The organism is Vibrio sp. Y176 (assembly GCF_033438945.1).
The window spans coordinates 279,246-303,195 of record NZ_JAWOQS010000005.1; the positions used below are offsets into that span (position 1 = coordinate 279,246).

General features: G+C 44.2%; 20 protein-coding genes and 1 tRNA gene. 11 read left to right on the forward strand and 10 right to left on the reverse strand.

Annotation, left to right across the window (positions count from 1 at the left end; genetic code table 11):
- The first annotated feature begins 5 nt into the window (after positions 1-5).
- The gene (locus R7O13_RS14885) at positions 6-869 is read left to right on the forward strand and encodes an ion transporter (RefSeq protein WP_005380728.1); all 864 of its coding nucleotides are present in this window, start codon (positions 6-8) and stop codon (positions 867-869) included.
- A 57-nt stretch (positions 870-926) separates the two neighbouring features.
- Here the strand turns inward: R7O13_RS14885 and asd are convergent, their stop codons facing one another.
- Positions 927-2,042: an aspartate-semialdehyde dehydrogenase gene (gene asd / locus R7O13_RS14890; protein ID WP_005380727.1), complete on the reverse strand. Its 1,116-nt coding sequence runs from the start codon at positions 2,040-2,042 to the stop codon at positions 927-929.
- A gap of 431 nt (positions 2,043-2,473) precedes the next feature.
- Between asd and nhaC the strand changes: the two genes are divergently transcribed.
- Entirely contained in the window at positions 2,474-3,907 is a 1,434-nt protein-coding gene (nhaC, locus tag R7O13_RS14895; protein WP_005380726.1) for a Na+/H+ antiporter NhaC, read from the forward strand.
- 90 nt (positions 3,908-3,997) lie between these two features.
- On the opposite strand, the gene R7O13_RS14900 is transcribed toward nhaC, so the two are convergent.
- From R7O13_RS14900 to yejK, 3 genes are all read right to left on the reverse strand, one after another.
- Complete coding sequence (locus R7O13_RS14900) at positions 3,998-5,161, reverse strand: chemotaxis protein (RefSeq protein WP_318070787.1); 1,164 nt, start codon at positions 5,159-5,161, stop codon at positions 3,998-4,000.
- Positions 5,162-5,265: 104 nt separating this feature from the next.
- Positions 5,266-6,594, reverse strand: a complete 1,329-nt coding sequence (locus R7O13_RS14905) for an Hpt domain-containing protein (RefSeq protein ID WP_080276925.1) — start codon at positions 6,592-6,594, stop codon at positions 5,266-5,268.
- An 82-nt stretch (positions 6,595-6,676) separates the two neighbouring features.
- Positions 6,677-7,675, reverse strand: coding sequence for a nucleoid-associated protein YejK (gene yejK / locus R7O13_RS14910; protein ID WP_151515024.1), 999 nt, complete (start codon positions 7,673-7,675; stop codon positions 6,677-6,679).
- An 85-nt stretch (positions 7,676-7,760) separates the two neighbouring features.
- Here yejK and R7O13_RS14915 point away from each other — a divergent pair, with 85 nt between their 5' ends.
- The 3 genes from R7O13_RS14915 (at position 7,761) to R7O13_RS14925 (ending at position 10,064) form a co-directional block, all read left to right on the forward strand.
- Positions 7,761-7,988 carry a YejL family protein gene (locus tag R7O13_RS14915; RefSeq protein ID WP_005380722.1) on the forward strand — a complete coding sequence of 76 codons (228 nt, stop codon included), beginning with the start codon at positions 7,761-7,763 and terminating at the stop codon, positions 7,986-7,988.
- 22 nt (positions 7,989-8,010) lie between these two features.
- The gene (locus R7O13_RS14920) at positions 8,011-9,819 is read left to right on the forward strand and encodes a DUF3413 domain-containing protein (RefSeq protein WP_005380721.1); all 1,809 of its coding nucleotides are present in this window, start codon (positions 8,011-8,013) and stop codon (positions 9,817-9,819) included.
- Between the two features lie 154 nt (positions 9,820-9,973).
- Positions 9,974-10,064, forward strand: a tRNA-Ser gene (locus R7O13_RS14925).
- A 194-nt stretch (positions 10,065-10,258) separates the two neighbouring features.
- Here the strand turns inward: R7O13_RS14925 and R7O13_RS14930 are convergent.
- On the reverse strand, positions 10,259-11,182 hold the full coding sequence (locus R7O13_RS14930; RefSeq protein WP_053304185.1) for a histone deacetylase: 924 nt from the start codon (positions 11,180-11,182) through the stop codon (positions 10,259-10,261).
- A 271-nt stretch (positions 11,183-11,453) separates the two neighbouring features.
- On the opposite strand from R7O13_RS14930, the gene R7O13_RS14935 reads away from it, so the two are divergent.
- Positions 11,454-12,143, forward strand: coding sequence for an SDR family oxidoreductase (locus tag R7O13_RS14935; protein ID WP_318304160.1), 690 nt, complete (start codon positions 11,454-11,456; stop codon positions 12,141-12,143).
- Positions 12,144-12,326: 183 nt separating this feature from the next.
- Positions 12,327-12,533, forward strand: a complete 207-nt coding sequence (locus R7O13_RS14940) for a hypothetical protein (RefSeq protein WP_005380717.1) — start codon at positions 12,327-12,329, stop codon at positions 12,531-12,533.
- 44 nt (positions 12,534-12,577) lie between these two features.
- Here R7O13_RS14940 and R7O13_RS14945 read toward each other — a convergent pair whose 3' ends face one another.
- Both R7O13_RS14945 and R7O13_RS14950 read right to left on the reverse strand, forming a co-directional pair.
- The gene (locus tag R7O13_RS14945) at positions 12,578-14,545 is read right to left on the reverse strand and encodes a DNA topoisomerase III (RefSeq protein WP_017821143.1); all 1,968 of its coding nucleotides are present in this window, start codon (positions 14,543-14,545) and stop codon (positions 12,578-12,580) included.
- 103 nt (positions 14,546-14,648) lie between these two features.
- Positions 14,649-15,197 (reverse strand): NAD(P)H nitroreductase, encoded by a 549-nt coding sequence (locus tag R7O13_RS14950; RefSeq protein WP_005380711.1) that lies wholly within the window; start codon positions 15,195-15,197, stop codon positions 14,649-14,651.
- Between the two features lie 173 nt (positions 15,198-15,370).
- Between R7O13_RS14950 and R7O13_RS14955 the strand changes: the two genes are divergently transcribed.
- Positions 15,371-16,687: an MFS transporter gene (locus R7O13_RS14955; protein WP_005380709.1), complete on the forward strand. Its 1,317-nt coding sequence runs from the start codon at positions 15,371-15,373 to the stop codon at positions 16,685-16,687.
- Between the two features lie 59 nt (positions 16,688-16,746).
- Here R7O13_RS14955 and R7O13_RS14960 read toward each other — a convergent pair whose 3' ends face one another.
- A complete protein-coding gene (locus R7O13_RS14960) occupies positions 16,747-18,759 on the reverse strand; it encodes an NADPH-dependent 2,4-dienoyl-CoA reductase (RefSeq protein ID WP_005380708.1) in 2,013 nt (670 codons plus the stop codon).
- A gap of 224 nt (positions 18,760-18,983) precedes the next feature.
- Between R7O13_RS14960 and sppA the strand changes: the two genes are divergently transcribed.
- Together sppA and ansA are read left to right on the forward strand one after the other, a co-directional pair.
- Positions 18,984-20,834 carry a signal peptide peptidase SppA gene (gene sppA, locus R7O13_RS14965; protein ID WP_005380705.1) on the forward strand — a complete coding sequence of 617 codons (1,851 nt, stop codon included), beginning with the start codon at positions 18,984-18,986 and terminating at the stop codon, positions 20,832-20,834.
- 164 nt (positions 20,835-20,998) lie between these two features.
- Positions 20,999-22,012: an asparaginase gene (ansA, locus tag R7O13_RS14970; RefSeq protein ID WP_017635822.1), complete on the forward strand. Its 1,014-nt coding sequence runs from the start codon at positions 20,999-21,001 to the stop codon at positions 22,010-22,012.
- Between the two features lie 95 nt (positions 22,013-22,107).
- Here the strand turns inward: ansA and R7O13_RS14975 are convergent, their stop codons facing one another.
- Positions 22,108-22,392, reverse strand: coding sequence for a YeaC family protein (locus R7O13_RS14975; RefSeq protein WP_005380700.1), 285 nt, complete (start codon positions 22,390-22,392; stop codon positions 22,108-22,110).
- 101 nt (positions 22,393-22,493) lie between these two features.
- Between R7O13_RS14975 and R7O13_RS14980 the strand changes: the two genes are divergently transcribed.
- Positions 22,494-23,315: a DUF2989 domain-containing protein gene (locus R7O13_RS14980; RefSeq protein ID WP_053306675.1), complete on the forward strand. Its 822-nt coding sequence runs from the start codon at positions 22,494-22,496 to the stop codon at positions 23,313-23,315.
- 117 nt (positions 23,316-23,432) lie between these two features.
- Here the strand turns inward: R7O13_RS14980 and msrB are convergent, their stop codons facing one another.
- Complete coding sequence (gene msrB / locus R7O13_RS14985; RefSeq protein WP_005380698.1) at positions 23,433-23,840, reverse strand: peptide-methionine (R)-S-oxide reductase MsrB; 408 nt, start codon at positions 23,838-23,840, stop codon at positions 23,433-23,435.
- Positions 23,841-23,950: the final 110 nt, after the last annotated feature.

The following is a 23,950-nucleotide window of genomic DNA, read 5'->3' on the forward strand; positions in this document are numbered from 1 at the left end:
CAACAATGGATCGCTTTGTCATGACGACTGACTCTCTTAAACATACTCTATATGTCACCATTTTTGGTACTCATACCAAAGCTGGTAAAACGTTCGATATTGCTCTCATTATCGCGATCATCAGTTCGTTAATCGTACTGGTGTTAGATTCGATACCCTCCGTTCGGGCCGAGTGGGAAAAAGAGCTGAAGTTTATTGAATACACATTTACTGGCCTATTCACGATTGAATACCTTCTAAGGCTTTATTGCTCCCCCAAACCTGCCGCCTACGCAAAGAGTTTTTATGGTGTCGTCGATTTACTTGCGATTTTGCCCACTTATTTAGCACTCTTCTTCCCATCCGCTTCGTTTATGGGTGTGATCAGGGCGCTGCGAGTGATGCGAATATTCCGCATACTCAAGTTAGTCCGATACCTCCAAGAGTCCAATATCCTCTTACGTTCACTGCTTATGGCGCGCAGAAAGATTTTTATCTTCTTTAGTTCCGTCGCCATTATGGTAACGATTTTCGGCTCGTTGATTTTTATCATTGAAGGACCTGAAAACGGATTTACTAGCATTCCTAAGAGTATTTATTGGGCGATCGTGACCATCACAACGGTTGGGTATGGTGACTTGGTCCCTCAAACAGACCTAGGTAAAGGGCTTGCATCACTCACCATGTTACTGGGTTATTCCATTTTGGCGGTACCTACAGGTATTTTCACTGCCGAACTGCACCAAGAGATGCAATCGCACAAAGTATTGGTGAAATGCCCAAACTGCTCCCACGCAGGGCACGACTCTGACGCAATTTACTGTAAACATTGTGGTAGTGAACTGGCCGATCCAGACAAAAGAGTCGTTCGAACGGAAGACGACGCATGAAAAAAGAGCTCCCTACGGAGCTCTTTTATTTTGTCATCAAATAAAGGATTGATGTGATTATGCTTTCTCAGACAGAATAATTCTCAGAGTACGACGCAATGGCTCCGCAGCACCCCAAAGCAGTTGGTCACCAACAGTGAAAGCATTTAGGAAATCATCACCCATTGCCATCTTACGTAGACGACCCACTGGTACAGACATTGTGCCCGTAACTTTTGCCGGCGTTAGCTCTTGAGCAGTGATGTCACGGTCGTTAGGAATCACTTTCACCCAATCGTTATGAGTGGCGATGATTTCTTCGATTTCGTCCATTGGTACATTTTGTTTAAGCTTGATAGTAAGTGCTTGAGAGTGACAACGCATCGCGCCAATACGCACACAAGTACCGTCAATTGGAACAGGTGAACTTTGAGAACCCAAAATTTTATTCGCCTCAGCGCCCGCTTTCCACTCTTCTTTACTCTGACCATTATCGCGCTTCACATCGATCCATGGGATCAACGAACCAGCTAGTGGCACACCGAATTTATCGGTAGGGAAAGAGCCGCTGCGCATTGTATCCGCGACTTTCTTATCAATATCTAGGATAGAGCTTGATGGGTTTGCAAGTTCAGAGCTCACAGAGTCATTGATAACGCCCATTTGCGAGATCAATTCACGCATATTTTGCGCACCAGCACCAGATGCGGCTTGGTAAGTCATTGCGCTTGTCCACTCAACAAGGCCTTTCTCAAATAGACCACCTAGCCCCATTAGCATTAAACTAACCGTACAGTTACCACCGACAAATGTGTTCGTGCCACCGTGGATGCCTTGTTGGATTTGCTTTAAGTTCACTGGATCAAGTGTGATGATCGAATCTTCAGCCATACGTAGCGTAGAGGCCGCGTCAATCCAGTAGCCTTTCCAACCAGCCTGACGAAGTGCAGGGAAAACTTTTTCTGTATAGCTACCACCTTGACAGGTGATTACCGCATCAAGCTGTTTTAAGCTTTCAATATCATACGCGTCTTGCAGTAAGCCTGCGTCTTTTCCTAAGTTAGGAGCAGGAATACCAACTTGAGAAGTACTGTAGAATACTGGTTCGATTAGGTCGAAGTCTTTCTCTTCAACCATACGCTGCATAAGGACTGAACCAACCATACCGCGCCAACCAACTAAACCAACTCTCATCGTATTAACTCTCCATGTATTAAAAAACCTACCCCATAGTTAATTTTTCACAGCAAAATCTCAACCCCTATTTTGTAAATAAGCGCGTTTTTTAACCTTTTCCTCTGAAAAACCGGGTTACACGAGATTTTTTAGTGTTTGGTTTGCGGTTTTAACCATTTTTCAAGTAGGGAAAGTACTTTAGCCCCCTAATTGGTCTTACCACTCAGTGAGAAAATAACACATGAAGCACAATAATTTCACATTACACAACATTTAAAACCAAAAAAGTTAAAACAAACTAACAGTTAATTTCACAAGCAAACGTTTTTACCGACGAACATCAAGATAAAGCACCAAATGTTCGAAATATAATTTTTGTTAATGTATGTTATGCGCGATTACAACAAGGAGCGCCTTCCTCTATTGCTCCAAGATTGACAGAGGCACATATGAAGCAAGTTACACCACGCCTACCAAGCTTGATACAGGTATTTATCTCGCTCGGTTTATTTCTCCTGCTGGCATTTTCGTTCACAGCCAAGCTAGACCTACCGATTCAGCTAGCGCTATACATCGGTTGGTTCATTGTCATGATATTGGGCATAAAGCTTGGCCATCAGTATAAAGATCTGGAAAAAGCAGCACTAAATGGCATTTCCAATGGACTTGGAGCCGTTTTAATCCTTTTGGCCGTTGGCGCGCTTGTAGGTACTTGGATCTCTGGTGGTATTGTTCCAACCATTATTTACTACGGCCTTAAAGCAATCCACCCTTCCATCTTTTTGCTCGCGACCATGATCATCTGTTCATTGACTGCGCTAGCGACTGGCACATCTTGGGGAGCTGCTGGCACAGCAGGTATTGCAATGATGGGTATCGGTCAAGGTCTTGGTGTTCCTGCGCCAATCACTGCAGGTGCCGTACTTTCAGGCTGTTACTTTGGTGACAAAATGTCGCCTCTATCGGATTCAGTAATCCTTGCTTCATCTATGTCTAACGTTGAAGTGATGGAACATATTAAAGGCATGTTGCCGATAGCACTCATTAGCTACATTATTACAGGCATTATGTTTACTGCATTTGGCTTCCACTACGCAGGTCAAGTTGACATGAGCCAGGTAGACTCTGTCATTAAAGCGATGGAACAGCAGTTCTACATCACCCCTTACTCATTTGTTCCTGTGATCATCGTATTGTCACTTCTAGCGATGCGTATGCCTTCATTCCCAGTGATCAGTTTTGGTTCTCTGCTAGGTATTATTTGGGCAGTGATGATCCAAGATGTCGATTTCCTAACCGCGTTCAACACGGCTTGGGCTCCGTTTGCAATCTCATCTGGCGTAGATTTCATTGACTCAATCCTTAACCGTGGCGGCATGTCTTCAATGCTTGGGTCGGTAGCGGTTATCGTATTCGGCCTTGGTTTTGGCGGTCTACTAGATAAAGTAGGCGTGCTAGAGACTATCGCGAAGCTGTTTGAAAAACGCGTTCAAAGTGCAGGTTCATTGGCAACAAGCACAATTGGTACGGCCTTTATGGGCAACGTATTTGGTTCAGCGATGTACGTTTCACTTATTCTGACCCCAAAAATCTGTGCGAAGAACTATGACCGTCTAGGCTACAAACGTAAGAATTTGTCTCGTAACGCAGAATTTGGCGGCACGCTAACCTCAGGTATGGTCCCTTGGAGTGACAACGGTATCTACATGGCCAGTATTTTGGGTGTTGCTACACTGTCTTATGCCCCGTTCATGTGGCTGAGTTTTGTATGTATCATCGTAACGATCTTCACTTCTTACATGGGTTGGTTTGTTGATAAGTGCGAACCAACAGCAGAAGCAGTTGAAGAAGCTGAAGGCGAATTAAAGCAGCAAACCGCTTAACTTCGCAGAGATAGGAAGAACCTCCCTTCCGAATTCAATACTAAAAAAGAGCGCTTTAAAGCGCTCTTTTTTTATTTCCAAAACAAATCGTTAGCTTTGTTTGACTGGCGTTTTCACGGCTGCACGCTTCCCAAACCAATAGCCCAATCCAAGCGGTGCAAAGAATATAACGGCAATGAACAGAATAAAGTAGATGATGGTACTTTTGACAAGTTCAATCAGCTTAGTCATGGCGAGATTCACAACCTCTTGCGACACTCGATCCATATCTTGAGCAAACTTCTCGCGCTCATGGGTAATGATCTGTGCGATTTCTTGGCGCTCTCTGGCAACCATCAGCTCTATAGCTTGGCGTTCTTCACCCAACTGAGATAAACGCGCCTCCGTCCTTTGATCGATATCGTCAACCAAAGGTTGTAACTCCAGCGCCATTTGTTCTGCCAAATAACGCATGTACTCTGGGTTGTTATCGATAAAATCCCTCATCGAATCAGCGGTAACTTGCAAACTATTGAGCGCCGCATTGACTTTTTCGATGCTGGCAGAGCTATTCAAGGCCAACAACTGCGCTTTCCACGTCATTATTTTTGGTGTCTGTTCTGATACCAGACTTAGACGATCAGAGACATCCCCAAGTGCTTCTGGCATCGTGCCTAACGTTGTAACGGCTTCCTCTTCGCTAATTTGGTTTGCATCTAACCACTTACGGTAAGCCGGAGTCCTAATCATGCTTAAATCAGCGAATTGATGCTGCTTGGCGAACTCTGCAACAAACGTTTGTGTCTTGATGTATGCTTCTTTCTTCAATAAAGATTGAGCCAGTTTATCTACCTCTTTCGCTAAATAAACGGAAACTAACTTGGCCTCATCAGACGCAAAGAGCTCATTACCAGAAGCGGTAGTAAAGAACTGTTCCATTTGTAGCGTGAAAGTCCATGTATCAATCAGTGCAGCCATTGGGGACACTTGATACGCAGAAGCTTGGATGCCTTCTTCAGCATTTATCTTCCAAAGTAAAATATAAGATTGATGAACTTTATCATGAGGCTCATATTGTTCGTGTAGTGCATCTGCTGCTTGCTCAACCTGAGCAAAAAACTGCTGCGCATACTCACGAGTCAAAAGACGCATATTGAGCTCTTGTTTGGTAAGAGGGACGGTTTGACTCTCGATCTTGACTTCGAGCAGGGAGCACCCTGAAAGCATCATAACCAGCCCTATCAACATCATTGAAGACATTCGGCGAACGGACATGAAAACACCTTTAACAAATTGTATAGAACGGGAATAAAGCGAACTAAGTCATATAGTTCGAGCCTTTATTACCTCAACTCTTATGACATTAAGTCAGAGCAATATCAATCTGTTAGCGCTTCTGTTATCTTTTCACTATTGAGAACATTATTAGCAAAAAGTATGGTTTGTTTTAGGACATCATCTAAACATGCCAACTTCTCTTCCGGCACTTTTTGCCCTTGTTTAATCAACAGTTCAATATCACCCGAAATACAGTGCAATGGCATTGCACCTAAACTCCCTGAGACCCCTTTAAGACTGTGTGCGGCTCTTTGCGCTTGCTCTTTATCCTCTTCTAACAGCTGATACATTTTAGTGCCATCGCCAGAGTGATCCTGAATAAAGACCTCCAGTAACATCCGCACAGCGCCCTCGTCACCAGACAGAGAATCTAACATTTTATTGATATCTATGTACGGCTCACGTTCCACTACTTCCACTTGTGATGAATTCACCTCATTACAACTTTCTTCGTTCATTTGGACGTTTTGAAAATTTTCTGACTGAGCTGAGGGAACAGCGTTAGCTCCATTTTCATCATCGCCAACTTGCTCTGACTTTTTATCATCGGTTCTGGGTAGTGGTATCGGTTGAATCGTTTTTGGGGAGAAGGCTCCCCATGAAATGAGGAAAAGGAGCAAACCACTGATTACAGACAACCAAACAATAAAAGTCATTAGCTTCTGTTCCAACTGATCATTTATCGAAGTTAACTGGTTCGGGAAATCTGGATTAAGCAGTTGATTGGATAAATAACTGCCCTGTGCCTGAGCAGATAGTGCGCTTGAGGTTTGAGCAAGCTGGCGCTGAAGAGCACTTCGCTCTTCGGGAGAGAGCGTCTCTGATTCAATAAAAAGTCGGTCTAAGTCACGGTAAGTATCGCTATTCGTTGCAGAGTCACTAAAGACAGACTCAAAAACAAGCGCACCTAAGCGATAGTACATTGCCTGGATTTGATCAGAGTTTTCTGTTCGAGCACGGCTGCTTCGTAACTGTTCTGCTAACGAAACCAATTCACTGTCACTTCTTACAAAAGCTCGAGCACTTTCTAAAAATCGGTCGGTCGTATAAAGCAATTGAGTGATGTCTGGTGTGATTTTCCCTTCAGAAAACTCACTTTCAAGCTGTAAGCGAACTGCATAAGCCAACTGAAGTTTCAGTGAAATTTGGTCGACGTGTTTAACACGGTAAGGCAGATCGAAGTTAAAAAAGTGCCTGACTTCTTCAACTTTACTTCCTAACTCATTTACAGTCGAAATCGTTTGAATCGTTTGTTTGGCTTGCAGCCAAATGCCAAGTGCTAAAACACACCACAAAACGAACCAGAACCAAACAAACCGCCGTATTCCTTCTTTTAGCTTCAGCAACACTTGCCCCTCGCATATCTCCATTAATTACAAGCATATACTATGGATGTTTCTTATTCACATAAAAAAAGAGAGCCGTTTGCTCTCTTTATTTAACGATATGATTTTAATTGCGACTTAACTGATCTTTTAGATTTGGAGGCGTCCCTTTAATCGTTAAGGTATCCGTCTCTGGATCATAAAAAATACGCTCGCCAAGTAAGAGACTATCGAAGCTAATATTCAAACCACCACCAGCTCCAACAAATTTAGTCAGTTTGCGAACCGTCGCACGATCACCTGGGAAAGACTCTTCAAGCTCGTACCCTTGCTCTTTGGTAAAATCCATAAAGCTTGTGCCATCTTGGCTTGGAGGAAGTTCTCCAGAAAGCTCTGAGATTTGAACTTCATCACCGGATTTAATTTGCTCATTGCAGTAGTCGTAAACTTGTTTCTTGTACTCGTTCACTTCTTGCTTTTCTAGCTTCGAGTCAGCACAAAAATCATCCACCGCCTGCATCAACACTAAGTTTTGTTGTTTAGTATCTAAGCCAATATCCGCTTGCAGAAAATCTAGGAAGAAGTCCGCCACTTTACGGCCAACGCGTCCTTTAATGTATTGCAGATAACGATTGGATTCCTTGTCGGTCTCGTAGCTCGACAGGTCGATGCGTGCGGCAATATCCATTTTGGTGATATCAAGGTAATCTGTCGCACTGATGTCCAAACCTTCGGTCACTTTTAAACTCTGATTCATTGGTAAGATACCGATGAACAAGTAGTCCGTTGCTAAACTCTGATACTCAGCGAAAACCAAGATACCTTCATCCGCAAATGGGTACTTAATCAACTCTTCTTTCAAGCGATTTGCACTAATTTGTGAGAAGTCGTAAAAATCTCGCTCTCCTTTGCGCATTTCTTGAAGCCAAAATTGAAATTCGCTGTCTGACTGGAAAGCGCCAAAACCTTTACCAGCTTTAGAATGGAATACTCGGTGAAGCTCAGCGACTAAGTTTTCTGTAGATGCATCGTTCTCTAATGATGCTGGACGAAAGTTTACAACCAGCTCGTCCTGATCGTTTTTGCACAGTTGATGCAGAATAACGTTTGAAAGATGAAGACTCATAGTGATTTTATCTTGCTACAAGGTTTTAGTTGATGGGCATTGTAGGTTATCATAAGCCGCTTTTACTATCATTATTAGAGTCTTTATGCCGATTACATCTAAATATACTGACGAGCAAGTAGAAAAAATTCTTGCTGAAGTAGCAACAGTTCTTGAAAAACATGCTGCTTCTCCTGAGTTGACGCTAATGATTGCCGGAAATATCGCAACCAATGTCTTAAATCAACGTGTTGCTGCTTCACAACGCAAAGCGATTGCTGAAAAATTTGCTCAGGCGCTGATGTCTTCTTTAGAAACACCAAAAACACACTAATCACGGACAATAGAACACATACATGGTAGACAGCGGAAACTCATACGGCGAACGTGTATCTCGACTAGTTGGTTGGGGTCACTGGTTTGCATTCTTCAATATCGTTGCGTCGATGTTGATAGGCACACGCTACATTGTTCAGTCTCCTTGGCCCGAGACGTTACTTGGTCAGTTTTATCTGGCGGTTTCTTGGGTTGGTCACTTTGGCTTTCTAGTTTTCGCACTTTACTTGCTTGTTCTATTCCCGTTGACGTTTATCCTGCCATCGCGGAAGTTGTTCCGTTTGGTGGCAGTGATTTTCGCAACCGTTGGGCAAACCATATTATTAATTGATACCCAAGCGTATCAGTCGATCAATTTGCACTTAACTCCCGTTGTCTGGGAGTTACTATTCAGCGAAGACAAAAGTGCGCTCAGCACTGACCTACAACATTTATTTGTTGTGATGCCGCTGATCTTCCTTATTCAACTCGCACTATCCGAATGGGTATGGCGAAAACAGCGCAAACTATCTCATAAGCACGTAGGACGCCCTCTCGCGGCCGTCTTTTTCCTCAGCTTTATGACCAGCCATTTGGTTTACATTTGGGCAGATGCGTATTTTTACAACCCAATTACTAGCCAGCGTTCAAACTTCCCTTTGTCTTACCCGATGACGGCGAAGAGTTTTATGGAAAAACATGGTCTACTTGACCGTGAGGAATACCTAAAACGTTTGGCAGAAAACGAAGGCAACGTAGAGTTAGTCAACTACCCTCTTGAAAAGCTTGAGTTTAACCGCCGAGTTAATAAGCTCAATGTGTTGATGATCAGCATAAACAATTTACGAGCGGATGCGCTGAACCAAGAAGAGATGCCTAACCTCTATGAGTTTGCTGAAAACAATCAGAACTTCCGTAATCATTACAGCTCAAGTAATGATACATACGGGGCCTTTGGTTTGTTCTATGGCTTACCGACCAGTTATGCATCAAGCATCAAGGCGCAAGGTGCTTCCCCAGTATTGCTCGATGTACTGAAAGATCAGGGCTACAACTTTGGTTTATTCAGTGGCAGTGGGTTTGAAGATGATCTCTACTCAGAAATTATTTTCCGCGACTTGAACTTAGCGGAAGACCTAGATGGCACGCAAGCTCATACCGATAAACAATCTATCGCAAACTGGAATACATGGTTAGCAGAGAAAGCAAGTCAGCCATGGTTTAGTTACATCGAAGTCACCACCGTTGATAATTTTGAATCGATTCCTTCAAATAATGACGAAGAAATGCCTGCAAGTGAGCGATTCAAAAAAGCTTATGAATATGCAGTGAAGTCGGCGGATAGAACTATCGCCGGTATTATTGATGAACTGGAAACGACGGGACAACTGACAAACACCATCGTAATCATCACTTCTAATCACGGTAGTGAATTTAACGAAACCAATACGAACAGCTGGGGAGCAAACAGCAACTACAGCCGTTATCAATTACAAGTTCCGATGGTGATCCATTGGCCTGGAATGCTGGCTGGCGAATTTAATCACAGCACAAGTCACTTGGACCTCTCAGTTACACTGTTGCAAGATATGCTCGGCGTATCTTCCAACCCATATGATTACAGTAGTGGTCGCAACCTATTCGATGAAAGTCGTCGTCGCTGGATCTTGGCGGGCGATACTCGCGAGCTTGCCTTGATTACTAGCTCACAAACCACAGTGATCGATAAGTTTGGCAACTACAAGCTGTATGACAAAAACTACAAACGACTTCGAGATGATGCACCGAAGTTGCCAGTTTTGATGCAAGGTTTAACTGAGTTACAGCGTTTTTATTCTAAAAACGATTAATACCTAGCAATCCATATACTATTCAAACTCCCCTTTTTGGGGAGTTTTTGTTTATTTCAACAACACAAACCACAAATTTGCGCAGTAAACATCCAATCAGTTCAACTAGGGGTTTACAACATTTTCAAAGCCTTATATTATGCGCCTCAACAACGGAGAGATGGCTGAGTGGTTGAAAGCACCGGTCTTGAAAACCGGCATACGTTAATAGCGTATCTAGGGTTCAAATCCCTATCTCTCCGCCACATTTAGAAAAAGCCCGCTAAGAAATTAGCGGGCTTTTTCGCATCTCCAGACTTAAAAAGATTTGTACAAATCACTTATCACTTCTTGAACGCAACTAAGCACTCCGCCACACTCAGAAAGAACCCACAAAAAATTAATGCCCTTTTCGTTCGTTCCAGTGTTGAATCAATTTGATATTTACGTCTAGTTGTATCTACTCATCAATAAAGACTTCTTTAGCGGCATTGATAAGCTGCAAATGGATTGGGACGAGGTCAGCATGATTCGTTCGATATCCACCTCCAACGACAGCTGCGACAGGGATACCTCGAGATTTCACTGTTTGCATTAAAAATCTATCACGTTCTAAAATCCCTTGCGTCGACACATCAAAATATCCAAGCTCATCGTCTTGATGTATATCGACACCAGCATCGTAGATAACCAAATCAGGGCGATGAAGATTAAGTGCCATATCGACCACTTCTTTAAACGCCATTAAAAAATCCTCATCACCTGTTCCTCGCACCAAAGGCACATCTAGGTCAGACTGAGGCTTCCTCGCTGGAAAGTTTTTATCACAGTGGAAAGAAAGCGTGATGATATCTGGCTCATCGTCACATAAAGTTGCTGTTCCATCCCCATGGTGAACATCACTATCAATGATCAATACTTTATCGACATGCTCGACTTCGAGCGCTTGCCTGGCCGCGATCACTAAGTCATTAAATAAACAAAAACCACTGCCAAACTCTTTGTGTGCGTGGTGATACCCACCACTCAAATGAATGGCCACACCGTACTCAAGTGCCTTTTTTGCGGTCAGAGCCGTGCCCGCTGCTGAAGTTAGCGTTCTGGTAATGAGAGACTCACTCCAAGGAAAACCTATTCGGCGCATCTTCGCAGCTGGCATGTTTCCACTAACAAGTAACTCGACGTATTCCTCGTCATGAACACGTTTTACTTCCCCAACAGTTAATGCTTCGGGCTGGAAAAACTGCGCGTGCTCTTTCCAGTTATCTTTCTCTATATGCACCAATACCGATTCATAGAGGTACTGGTATTTCATAATTGGGTAACGATGCCCCTCTGGCAACTCAAGTTGAGAATAAATCGGGTGGTAGATAAATGGCAGCATGAGAAATTCTTAATAACAATGGTAACGAAATAGTATCAACTTCAAGGGTTGAATAAAATGCAATTTAATTGATAATGATTTTCAATATCAATTAAATTTAATATACATATGAATTCTACTTTCTTTGCTATTCTCGGCGCACTGTTTGGCTCTCTTTGTGCTCTGTCCCTATTTTCATCTCTTGTTGTTGGTGCGTGGTGGTTGGTTGATTTTATGGTGCTTAGCTAACACAATGACTTTCAACTGAAATCAAAAAAACATAGGTGTTTGTATGAGTCAAACCGTCTTTATTACCGGAGCAAATCGCGGCATTGGCCTTAGCTTAACTGAGCTGTACCTGAAGCAAGGCCACCAAGTACATGCTACTAGCCGTTCCTTAGAGAACAGTTCAGAACTACAAACTCTAGCCTCACAATTCAGCAATCTGGTTTTGCACGAACTGGATGTCACTCACTACGAACAAGTCGCTAAGCTTGCCGATAAACTCCCTGCCATCGACTTACTCATCAATAATGCAGGATATTACGGCCCCAAGGGATATGGCTTTGGAAACACTGACGTAGAAGAATGGCGTAAAGCCTTCGAAGTAAACACCATTGCACCGTTAAAACTGGTTGAGCACTGTTACCCTCGCTTACAACAAGGCAAGATAAAAAAGATTGCTTGTATCTCATCAAAAGTGGGGAGCATGACCGAAAATACGTCCGGTGGCGGTTATATTTATCGCTCATCGAAAGCGGCGCTTAACTCGGTTGTGAAAAGCTTAAGTAATGATTTAACACCTGAAGGATTTACCGTTTTAGCGCTTCACCCTGGTTGGGTAAAAACGGCGATGGGCGGGCCAAATGCTTTGATAGATACGCAAACCTCCGCGCAAGGCCTAGCGAACGTGATAGAGCTGAGCACACCGCTGCTTTCAGGTCGATTTATTAACTACGATGGTACTGAGTTACCTTGGTAGCAGCATTAAGACACAACCGTCACTAAACCAAATACCATCAAAGCCAGGCTTCATAATCGTGACTTGGTTGGCAAACATAATGTTCATCAGTGATCCACCAGCATAATTCGCGCAATCTAACTTGAATTTATCTACATCCAATCCAGACTTAGGAAAAAGTAGAACAAATAAGGAGAAAGCACGATGGCAGCAGATAGGGATTTGGTTAATTTTAGCGAAGAGCACGAACTAAATTACTGCTTGAGAAGTGCTGGTAAACGCCAAACTCAAGCGAATCGAGATACATTAGTTGACTTGGGCAACCAGGTGAAAGAGGTACTGGACAAACGCGTGTTAACTCAAGGTGAAGTAAGAGGCGCGATCCAAAACCACGGTGATCTGTTCGAGTAATCTATTTTCAAGCATGCGCGGAGTTTAATTACGCCGCGCTTGTCCTATGCCTGCTTACCTTTGGTTGCACGAGATTTAGTCGCGCCACCATTCTTTGAATAACTGCGCTTTTTACGTTTAAACGCAGGACGTTCCACCTTGGGTAGATGACGTAATGAATCAGGGATAGGGCCTGCTTTTACTTGTGCCATCAAGCTATCAATGCGTTGTTCCAGTGCTTGCATGAACGGCTGATATGCTTGATTTCTCTCTGCCATACCTTGTAACTGGTGCTCCCAATGAGCCGTCATATCAGGGTATGTTGAATCTTCTGGCAAGGCATGAATGAGACCTCTTCCCGCAGGAGAACTGAGAATTGACTTACCTTGACGCGTAAGCAGTTGGCGTTTGAACAGCGTGTCCAAAATACCAGCGCGAGTCGCTTCCGTGCCTAGCCCATCAGTGTCACGAAGGATTTTTTTCAGTTCTTTATCCGCAACATAACGGGCGATCCCGGTCATCGCTTGCAACAGCGATGCCTCGGTAAAATGCTTTGGTGGCTCGGTTTTTCGGTCTTTTATTTCCCCTTCACGACAAGTTAACACGGTGCCTTCGGGTAGCGGTGGCACGGCATCAATACCTTCATCTTCCTTGTCAGTTTTGCCCATTAGCGCTTTCCAACCCGGCGAAACTAACTGACGACCTTTCGCGACAAACGTACCACCAGCGATATCGAAAACCAATTTCGCTTCTGCGTAAACCGCCGCCGGATAGAACTGCATGAGGTACTGGCGCGCAATCAATTGATACACTTTCATCTCATTGCCGGAAAGCGCATTCACATTAGCTTGCTTCGGTGTAGGGATAATCGCATGGTGCGCATCCACTTTTTTATCGTTCCAGGCTTTGGACTTTAATGTTAAGTCTGCTCCCTGAACGGCAACTTGCAACTCTTTTGCGTTATTCGCAATAGCAGTTGTCACCGTCCCTGCTTGTGAGTAGTGTTCCATCGGCAAATAGCGACAATCTGAACGCGGGTAAGTGATCAACTTGTGCTTTTCATACAATGCCTGACAAGTATCTAGTACTTGTTGCGCACTCATACCATAGCGCTTCGCGGCATCGATCTGTAAAGCAGATAACGAATAAGGTAATGGTGCTGATTGCTTGGTTTGCTTTTGTTCCGACTCTGTCACTTTTGCGGGTTGATTTGCAATACGGTTTGCAACATTTTCTACCAACTTACGGTTTAATACTCGACCTTCTTCGTCCTGCCAAGGCTTGCATGCCTCACTTGGCTTCCAACGAGCACGAATATCAAAAGTACCATTGGCATCTTGATATGGGATCAGAGCATGTAGGGTAAAATAGTCCTTCGGGACAAAGTTTTCGATTTCTTCATCACGACGCACCACTAAGCCAAGAACTGGCGTTTGCACTCGCCCTACCGAGAGAACACCTTGATACCCTGCTTTTTGACCAAGCAAGGTATAAGCACGAGACATGTTCATACCATACAGCCAATCAGCCCGAGAGCGGGCCAATGCAGAAACTGAAAGTGGGATAAACTCGCGATTACTGCGCATAGAACTGAGTGCGCGTTTAACCGCAGGTAAGTTCAAGTCGGAAATCAGCAAACGCTGTGTGGATTCCTTCTTGGTTTTAGATAACTTGCAATAGTCCAGAACTTCATCAACTAACAGCTGACCCTCTCGATCTGGGTCTCCTGCATGAATGACTTCGTTAGCTTCTTTGAGCAATTTACGAATCACTGTTAATTGCTTACTTGCGCTTTTCCTCGGTCTGAGCTGCCATTGCTGCGGAACAATTGGTAAATCTGCCATATTCCACTTTTTATAACGCTCATCGTAAGCGTCAGGTTCGACTTGTTCGAGCAAATGGCCGATACACCAAGTAACGATATCCCCGTTCCCACAGCGGATGAATCCTTGATCTTTCTTTTGAGGGTTTGGCAGTGCAGCGGCAATCGCACGGCCTAAGCTTGGTTTTTCAGCAATAAACAGACGAGACATAACGTTTTGGAAATAAATATAATTAGGGCCACATTAACGAATGTAGCCCTAATAAATCAAGAAAAACTGTATAAATAAACAGTCAGTTTATTTAAGTTTTCAGTTATAGAAATTCAACAAACTGAGAAAGGTCACGCTCAGGAACTTTCATCGGTGTACAACCAGGCGTGCCTAAGTACAAGAAACCAACAATCTCATCGTCACCTTCTAAACCAAATGCTTGATGAACTTCTGGATGGAACATCCACTTACCTGAGCGCCAAAACCCTTGAAAGCCTTGCGCTACGGCTGCCATTTGCATCGCTTGTACAGCGCATCCCGCAGATAAGTGTTGCTCTAGTGCTGGTACTTTCTCATGTTCTGTTACTTTAGCAATCACCGTGATCACCATTGGTGCGCGAAATGGGGCATTCTTTACCTTTTCGACCACCGCTTCATCACTATTTTCAGCTTCTGCCGCTTTTACCAAGATATCTGACAGTTTTTTCAAACCATCGCCCTGTGCGATAACGAAACGCCAAGGGGTTAATCCCGCATGGTCAGGCGCACGAAGGCCAGCACGAATGATGTTCTCAAGAGCTTTACCTTCTGGTGCAGGCGCGGATAACTTCGCGATAGATCGGCGATTGAGCAAAAGATCGAGAGCGTCCATGAAAGAATCCTTATTGAATATCGTTGTTATTTTGTTTACGCCACTTTAGCACAATCTGCTCCTGCGAATAACAACCGGTTTTCTGTGGGCTTGATAACGTGCTTCACTTAACATCAATCTGGGTTTAATGTTAATTTATTCGCGAAATGAATAAGTTGAACATAGGCAGGTTGATGAACAAGGACAAACAAAACAGCATTTACGAAAAGATCGTTAATGACGAAGATGCCCGTGCCTGTAAGGCGATTCCTGAATCAGCTTGTCATCAAGTTCCCGGCAACTTTCTTAAAATCATTCTCGCTCAGTTTTTAACGAAAGTCGGCGATGCGTTAATCAATCCTAAAGTCACGTTGCCGTGGATACTACAAAGTCTCGGGGCTCCGGTTTACTTAATTGGTTGGCTGGTTCCTATTCGTGAGTCAGGATCCCTTATCCCACAACTTAGCATCGCGCACTACATCCGACGCATTCCAGTAAGAAAATGGGTCTGGGTAATTGGCAGCATCTTGCAGGCTCTTTCCATATTTGCAATCGGATTGGTCGCATTAACTCTAACAGGAGCAGCTGCGGGTTATGGTGTAATTGCATGTCTTGTGATCTTCAGCCTCTCACGCGGTTTAAATTCCGTCGCATCAAAAGATGTATTGGGCAAAACCATCCCTAAAAACCAACGAGGTCAAGTCAACGGCTGGTCTTCAAGCGCTGCTGGCCTGGTTACGCTGCTTTTCGCTAGCCTTCTGGCACTAGCCTGGTTATGGGACGTAGAGCCGACAGAGCGCTTTTACGGTCTGAGTTTAGGCTTAGCGGGCGTCATATGGCTCATCGCGGCATTCGTCTATGCGCGAATTAATGAGTATGCCGGTGAGGTAGACGGTGGTCGAAATGGCGTCCTCGAAGCATTTAAACAACTCGCGTTACTTAAGACAGACGTGACCTTTCGTCGATTCGTTATCACGCGGACACTATTTTTATGTTCTGCGCTGAGTGCTCCGTACTACGTTGTGCTGGCACAGCAATCTCTGGGGGGACAGCTCTGGGTGCTAGCTCTCTTTATGTTTGCGAGTGGCTTGGCCTCCTTTGTGTCAGGTCCTTTCTGGGGAAGAATGTCCGATCGCTCTAGCCGCAGTGTGATGGTCATAGGCGCAATGATGAGCGCGCTACTTGGTGTTGTGTTATTTGTTTACGATACATGGGTCACCGCTAGCCAAAGCGGCCTATTCGTGATTCCTCTGCTTTACTTTTGTGTTTGTATTGCCCACGACGGAATACGAGTCGGACGAAAAACCTATTTAGTTGATATCGCAGAAGGTGACAAACGGACGAGCTATGTAGCCGTGAGTAACACAGTGGTTGGGATAATGCTGCTTCTAATGAGCTCTCTTGGTGTTATGTCGAACTTCTTGAGCCTTTCAGCTGTGGTGTTAGTGTTCTCTTTTATTACTTTTGCTGGCGTGGTAATGGCCAAACAACTGCCAGATATCAGTGACTAGTTCTATACAAAAAAGCTGCGCTCAAAGCGCAGCTTTTATGGTAAATACACATTAAAAGGCTAGAGTTTTACCGCCAATTTAACACCTTGACGAATCGCACGCACAGCATCAAGTTCACCCGCATGGTCAGCTCCGCCAATGATATGAATCTTCTCTCCAAGTTCAGACCATTTATCTTCAAACGGACGTACAGACTCTTGTCCAGCACAAATGATCACTTTGTCTGCATTAAGTACCTGCGCGCTTCCGTCTACATGAATGTGCAAACCTTGATCATCAATTTTATCGTAAGACACGCCACCGACTAAATGTACGCCCCGTTTTTCAAGGGTACGTTTATGGATCCAACCTGTCGTTTTACCCGGACCTTTACCTACACGACCTTTACGACGCTGAAGTACCCAGACTTCTTTATCGCTGACCGCATCAGGGTAAGGGTATAAACCGCCCGGCTGAGACATCTCCTTGTCGATTCCCCATTCATGCAACCAGTCATCCAACGTTTGTCCAACTGGCTCTGTGAGCATGGTCGCGACATCTACGCCAATGCCACCAGCACCTACGATAGCCACTTTCTCACCGACTGGCGTTTTGTCTCGAATGAGAGTTTGATAGTCGACGACTTTCTCTGGGTTATCAATTCCATCAATATTGACTTTACGTGGCTCAACACCCGATGCCATCACTATCTCATCATATTCTGTGAGTAAGTCATAGTTCGCTTCCGTCGATAAGTGCAGATTCACGCCTGTTTCATCAATACGGTTAGCGAAATATCGTATCGTCTCTCGAAACTCTTCCTTACCAGGGATCTGCATCGCAAGACGGAACTGACCACCGATGCGGTCGTTCTTTTCGAACAAATCAACCTTATGGCCACGTTCAGCCAGTGTGGTCGCACAAGCCAAGCCCGCAGGTCCAGCACCAACAACTGCAATGTTTTTCTTTTTAAAGGCTGGTTCAACAACAATTTCGGTTTCATAGCACGCTAGAGGGTTCACTAAGCAACTGGCGCGCTTACCTTTAAACACGTTATCTAGACACGCCTGATTACAACCAATACACGTATTAATAAGCTGCGCTTTTTCCTGTTCGGCTTTAGCAACAAAGTAAGGATCGGCCAAGAATGGGCGCGCCATCGAAACCATGTCGGCATGACCTGAAGATAAAATACGTTCTGCTTCATCTGGCGTATTTATACGGTTGCAAGTGATAATAGGAACCGAAACGTGAGGTTTAACTTTTTCCGTAACCCATGTAAACGCACCACGTGGTACTTGAGTCGCAATGGTCGGAATTCGAGCCTCATGCCAACCGATACCCGTATTAATAATCGTGACGCCAGCCTCTTCAAGTGCTTTCGCCAATTCGATAACGTCTTCAAAAGTGCTGCCCTGCTCGACAAGATCCAGCATAGAAAGACGGAAGATGATGATGAACTTGTCACCCACCGCCTTGCGTACCGCTTTAACAATTTCTAGCGGAAAGCGCATACGTTTTTTATAGCTGCCACCCCATTCGTCGTAACGCATATTAGTACGTTTACATAAGAATTGGTTTATCAAGTAACCTTCCGAGCCCATTAACTCGACGCCATCATAACCAGCAAGCTGTGCTAACTCCGCACTATTAGCAAACGCGTCGATGGTTTTCTTTATCTGGCGGTCGCTCATTTCACTCGGAGCAAACTTTGCAATCGGCGCTTTAATGCCAGATGCACTTTGCGAGAATGGATGCATTGCATAACGCCCAGCATGGAGAATTTGCAACGCAATTTTACCACCGTGCTTGTGCACCGCTTCTGTCACAACTTTATGGGCTTTAGCATGTTTTGGCTTGCTGAATTCAGCACTCAACGGGTGTAAACGACCACGTAAGTTAGGAGAAAAACCTCCGGTTACAATCAGTCCGACACCGCCTTTCGCGCGTTCTTCATAAAAAGCAGCGAGCTTCTGTAATCCTTCTTTGTGCTCTTCTAAGCCCGTGTGCATTGATCCCATCAGAACTCGGTTTCGTAATTGTGTGAAACCGAGGTCCAGTGGCTTTAATAGGTTTGGGTACATGGCAGACATCACTTAACATCCATTGTTATTATCATGGTCTGACCAGATTAAGCCTGCTCAACCAAAAAATCAAACAAGCGTTTACATTTTTGTAACACCGATCAATCTCGTGTGAAAATATGCCAATTGTAGAGTGGTCGTGATAAGCTAAAAAAATGTTATCTTTTGAGATCTTAGAGATAAGAACCCATACTTTGTTAGACTCGGCGTAACTATCTCGTTATGGAGACAAGATGAAAAAACTCTTCAAATTTATTGGTTTGATATTTAAAGGGATATGGAAAAGTATCACTTTCATCAGACTCGCACTGGCAAACCTAATTTTCTTGCTGATGATTGCCGTTTTCTACTTTGCCTTTACTTATACCGGAGACGGTCAACCTGTCGTCGAAAAAGAATCGGCATTGGTGATGAACCTTTCAGGCCCAATTGTCGAACAAAGACGTTATGTAAACCCAATGGACTCTTTTGCTGGTTCCCTTTTGGGTAATGAGCTACCGAAAGAAAACGTCCTTTTCGATATCGTTGATACTATTCGCTACGCGAAAGACGATCCTAAAGTGTCTGGATTAGTGCTAGCACTGCGAGACATGCCAGAAACAAATCTCACGAAACTACGTTACATCGCGAAAGCGTTGAACGAATTTAAAGCGTCAGGCAAACCCGTTTACGCCGTAGGTGATTTCTACAACCAAAGCCAATATTACTTGGCAAGTTACGCTGACAAAGTTTATCTGGCACCTGATGGTGGTGTATTGATTAAAGGTTACAGCGCTTACTCAATGTACTACAAAACGTTACTTGAAAAGCTTGACGTTTCTACTCATGTTTTTCGCGTAGGTACTTATAAATCCGCTATCGAACCGTTTATTCGTGATGACATGTCCGATGCGGCGAAAGAGTCAGCAACACGCTGGGTTACTCAATTGTGGAGTGCTTTTGTTGATGACGTAACAACAAACCGAAACATTGATGCGAAAGTGCTTAATCCAACCATGGATGAACTGATTAACGAGATGAAGTCTGTAAATGGCGATATTGCTCAGCTCGCAGTCAAACTGGGGCTAGTGGATGAACTTGCGACACGCCAAGACATTCGCACTCTATTTGCAAAGCAGTTTGGTAGTGACGGCAAAGACAGCTACAACGCGATTGGTTACTACGACTACCTTGCAACGATTCGTCCCGATTACACACTACCTCAGCACGACATCGCCGTTGTTCTAGCCAGTGGCGCGATTATGGACGGTCAACAACCTCGCGGAACTGTTGGTGGTGACACGGTCGCAAGCTTGCTGCGTCAAGCACGCAATGATGAAAAAGTGAAAGCGGTCGTGTTACGAGTAGATAGTCCAGGAGGCAGTGCCTTTGCTTCAGAAGTGATTCGTAACGAAGTAGAAGCTCTGAAGCAAGCAGGTAAGCCGGTTGTTGTATCCATGTCGAGTTTGGCCGCTTCTGGTGGTTATTGGATTTCAATGAGCGCAGACAAAATCGTTGCTCAGCCAACAACCCTGACGGGCTCCATTGGTATATTTAGTGTCATCACCACGTTTGAAAAAGGCTTTAGCAAGTTAGGTATTAATACTGATGGCGTTGGCACATCGCCGTTCTCAGGTGACGGTATTACCACTGGCCTTTCTGAGGGCGCGTCTCAAGTGTTCCAATTAGGTATCGAACACGGTTACAAGCGCTTTATTTCTCTAGTTGGCGAGAATCGCGATATGTCTCTAGAGGAAGTTGACAAAGTTGCTCAAGGTCGAGTTTGGACTGGCCAAGATGCACTATCCTTTGGTCTTGTCGATCAAATGGGTGACTTTGATGATGCTGTAGAGCTAGCGGCGAAACTAGCGAACGTGACCGATTACGGCATTTACTGGGTAGAAGAGCCTCTTTCACCTACTGAACTATTTCTGCAAGAGTTTATGAAACAGGTGAAAGTCTCTCTAGGTATTGATGCAACAAGCTTGCTACCAAAAAGTCTTCAACCCGTAGCTCAACAATTCGAACAAGACGCAAGCTTGCTCCAAAGCTTCAACGATCCTAAAGGTCAATACGCATTTTGTTTGAACTGCCAAGTGCAGTAGTTTTTCCATCAATATTACAAAGGGCACTTCTACTTGAAGTGCCCTTTTTATTAGGCTTTGCATCTCCTCAGATGACTTTCTGATGCTGTGCGTATAGCCTCGCATCTCAAGGTTATTTAGGTATATAATCCCCGCCTCTGTTCCCCTACACGAAAGAAAAAACGATGACTAGAAAACACATCTACATCGCTTACACCGGTGGTACCATCGGAATGCAAAAATCCGACCACGGCTATGTGCCTGTTGCTGGCTTTATGGAAAAGCAATTAGCAAGCATGCCAGAATTCCATCGTCCTGAAATGCCGGATTACACCATCCACGAATACGACCCTCTGATTGACTCATCAGATATGACACCTGCTGACTGGCAGCAGATTGCGAATGATATTCGTGACAACTATGACAAATACGATGGTTTCGTTATCCTACATGGTACTGACACCATGGCGTACACAGCGTCCGCATTGTCTTTCATGCTTGAAAACCTTGGTAAGCCAGTGATTGTAACGGGTTCACAAATCCCTCTCGCAGAGCTGCGTTCTGACGGCCAAGCAAACCTATTAAACGCGCTACATATTGCGGCAAACTACCCGATCAACGAAGTAACTTTGTTCTTCAATAATCAATTGATGCGTGGTAACCGCAGCACAAAATCTCATGCAGACGGTTTTAATGCCTTTACTTCACCAAACCTTCCTCCACTATTGGAAGCTGGGATCAATATTCAAGTTAGCAACAGCGTAACCGTTGGTGCACAACCAGAAGGCGAGTTTAAGGTTCACAACATCACGCCACAACCAATCGGTGTGATCACCATGTACCCTGGTATTTCACACGAAGTTATCCGCAACACGCTTCGTCAGCCCGTGAATGCGATGATTCTTCTGACTTTTGGTGTCGGTAATGCTCCTCAGAACCCTGAGCTGCTTGGTCACCTGAAAGAAGCCTCTGAGCGCGGCGTTATTGTCGTCAACCTGACTCAGTGTTTGGCAGGTAAAGTGAATATGGGCGGATATGCCACAGGTTGTGCGCTCGCAGACTCTGGTGTTATCAGTGGCTTTGACATGACGCCCGAAGCGGCGCTAGCAAAACTACACTACCTTCTAAGCCAAAACCTTTCTTACGAAGAAGTAAAAGAGAGAATGCAACAAGTACTGCGTGGTGAAATGAGCCTGTAAGTTCAAGCTTTCTGCGATCTAAAAAGCCCAATACAATTTGGGCTTTTTTCTTTCAAAATCAAAATAATAAAATTTTAAGAAATAAGGCGTAAGGATTAATCAATGTTCGGATTGACACGAACAATATCGCTCTCTTCTCCGCTGAATTGTTTTTTAAGCTCTTGTTTTGATTTAAAACTGATTTCACCACCGGCTGCAACCGTCATATGCTGCGCATCAGTATTATGTTTTGATTGATACAACATCACAGCTTGCATACACGAATCTCGCTGCTCTTTAGAAAGTGTTGTACCCTCAGGCCATCTTCCCGTTTCTACTGCATACACTAAGCGATCATAAACTTCTGGAGTCATCGCTTGTAATAGTTGTTCTGCGTCCATAGTGTACCTTCTTATTACATTCTATTTACAGAACATAACGGGTTAAGAAATTGAGTCAAGAATACGAAAATGAATTGGTGTAACGGATCACAAGCAAAGCCATGAAAAGAACAAACTGGTTACTTCTCAGCCTCGCATGTTTTGCGCTATCGGGCTGTTTTGAAGGTAACGTGACAACCGAAGAGTTGTGCCAAAAAACACCAGAGCTACGTTGCGAGCAGCTCAATATGGATGACGGCCAATGTCGAATTCCAAGAACAAATTTGGTTTGGCATCGGTTTGAGCAATTGAAAAACCCATCAGAGGCCAACCAAATCATCGAATACGGTCTGGTCGCTGAATATAGGAAATGCTTAGAACTCGCCTCCCAGATCACCCCTATTGATCAAAGTGCTCTCAAAAGACAACGCTTTAATGCATTGGTACACAGTATTGATGAGCTAGAGCGCATCGTAAACGAGTTAAAAGGCTCAGAAGACCCGGCTACTTTGTATTTCTTATGGTCTCAAACGGGAGATACTCAAGCTCGGCGCGCATTTTTACAAATGGAAGGGTCTCCCCAATTAAATAATGCTGAGATGCAATATGCATTAGCCACTTTTTATACCAACCGAGATACCAAGAAAACCCTGGAGCTTCTTAATAACGCGTTGTCTTTATCTGATGAAGACAACATCAATCCGGTCATTCTCAAGTCAATGGCAAGTATTCATCAAGGGCTTGGAGACAAAGAGCAAGCGTATCTATGGGCAATGGTCGCGAAGAGATTCGACGTACCGCTTGCTGATGAAAAGCAGCTCCAACGTATGTTCAATTTCAGTCATCCAGAGCGATATAAGCAGTTGGATGAATTAGCCGAATCGGTGGCGAAAGCCATAGAGAAAGGTATCTATTCCCCAACAATGATACCCACTGAGATATAAACGAAAAACTCCCGCAATGAGCGGGAGTTTTTATTTAAGTCGAGCGACACTCAGATCACTGTTGAGCTTGAATCATCCTGAAAGGATAAAACAATCTCGAGCACAATTTTGTCGTTATTATTCTGATTTGTTGAAAATTAACGACACAGAATTAACACAAAAACGCTCTCCTGTGGTCTGTGGGCCATCTTCAAAAACGTGCCCTAGATGGCTATCACACGTTGCACAACGAATCTCTGTACGTACCATTCCGTGACTTAGATCTTCTAAATAGCGCACCGCTTGATCGTTGATAGGCGCATCAAAACTTGGCCATCCGCAGCCAGAGTCATACTTGTTATCAGAGACAAAGAGAGGGGCATTACAACAAGTACAAGCATAAACACCAGTTTCCTTATTATGCAGTAGCTTACCGCTGAAAGGAGGCTCTGTACCTTGCTCTCGGCAAACACGGAACTCTTCATCAGACAGTTGCTCACGCCACTGTTCATCTGACTTCGTCACTTTTTTCCCGCTTTGTTCCACGACTTTCGGCTCCTTATTTACTGTTCTTGGTATTGACTTTTTTAGCAAAAAACTTGCTTCTCTTAACAGTTGTAGCACATACTTTCTCACCAGGACACCATGCGTAATTA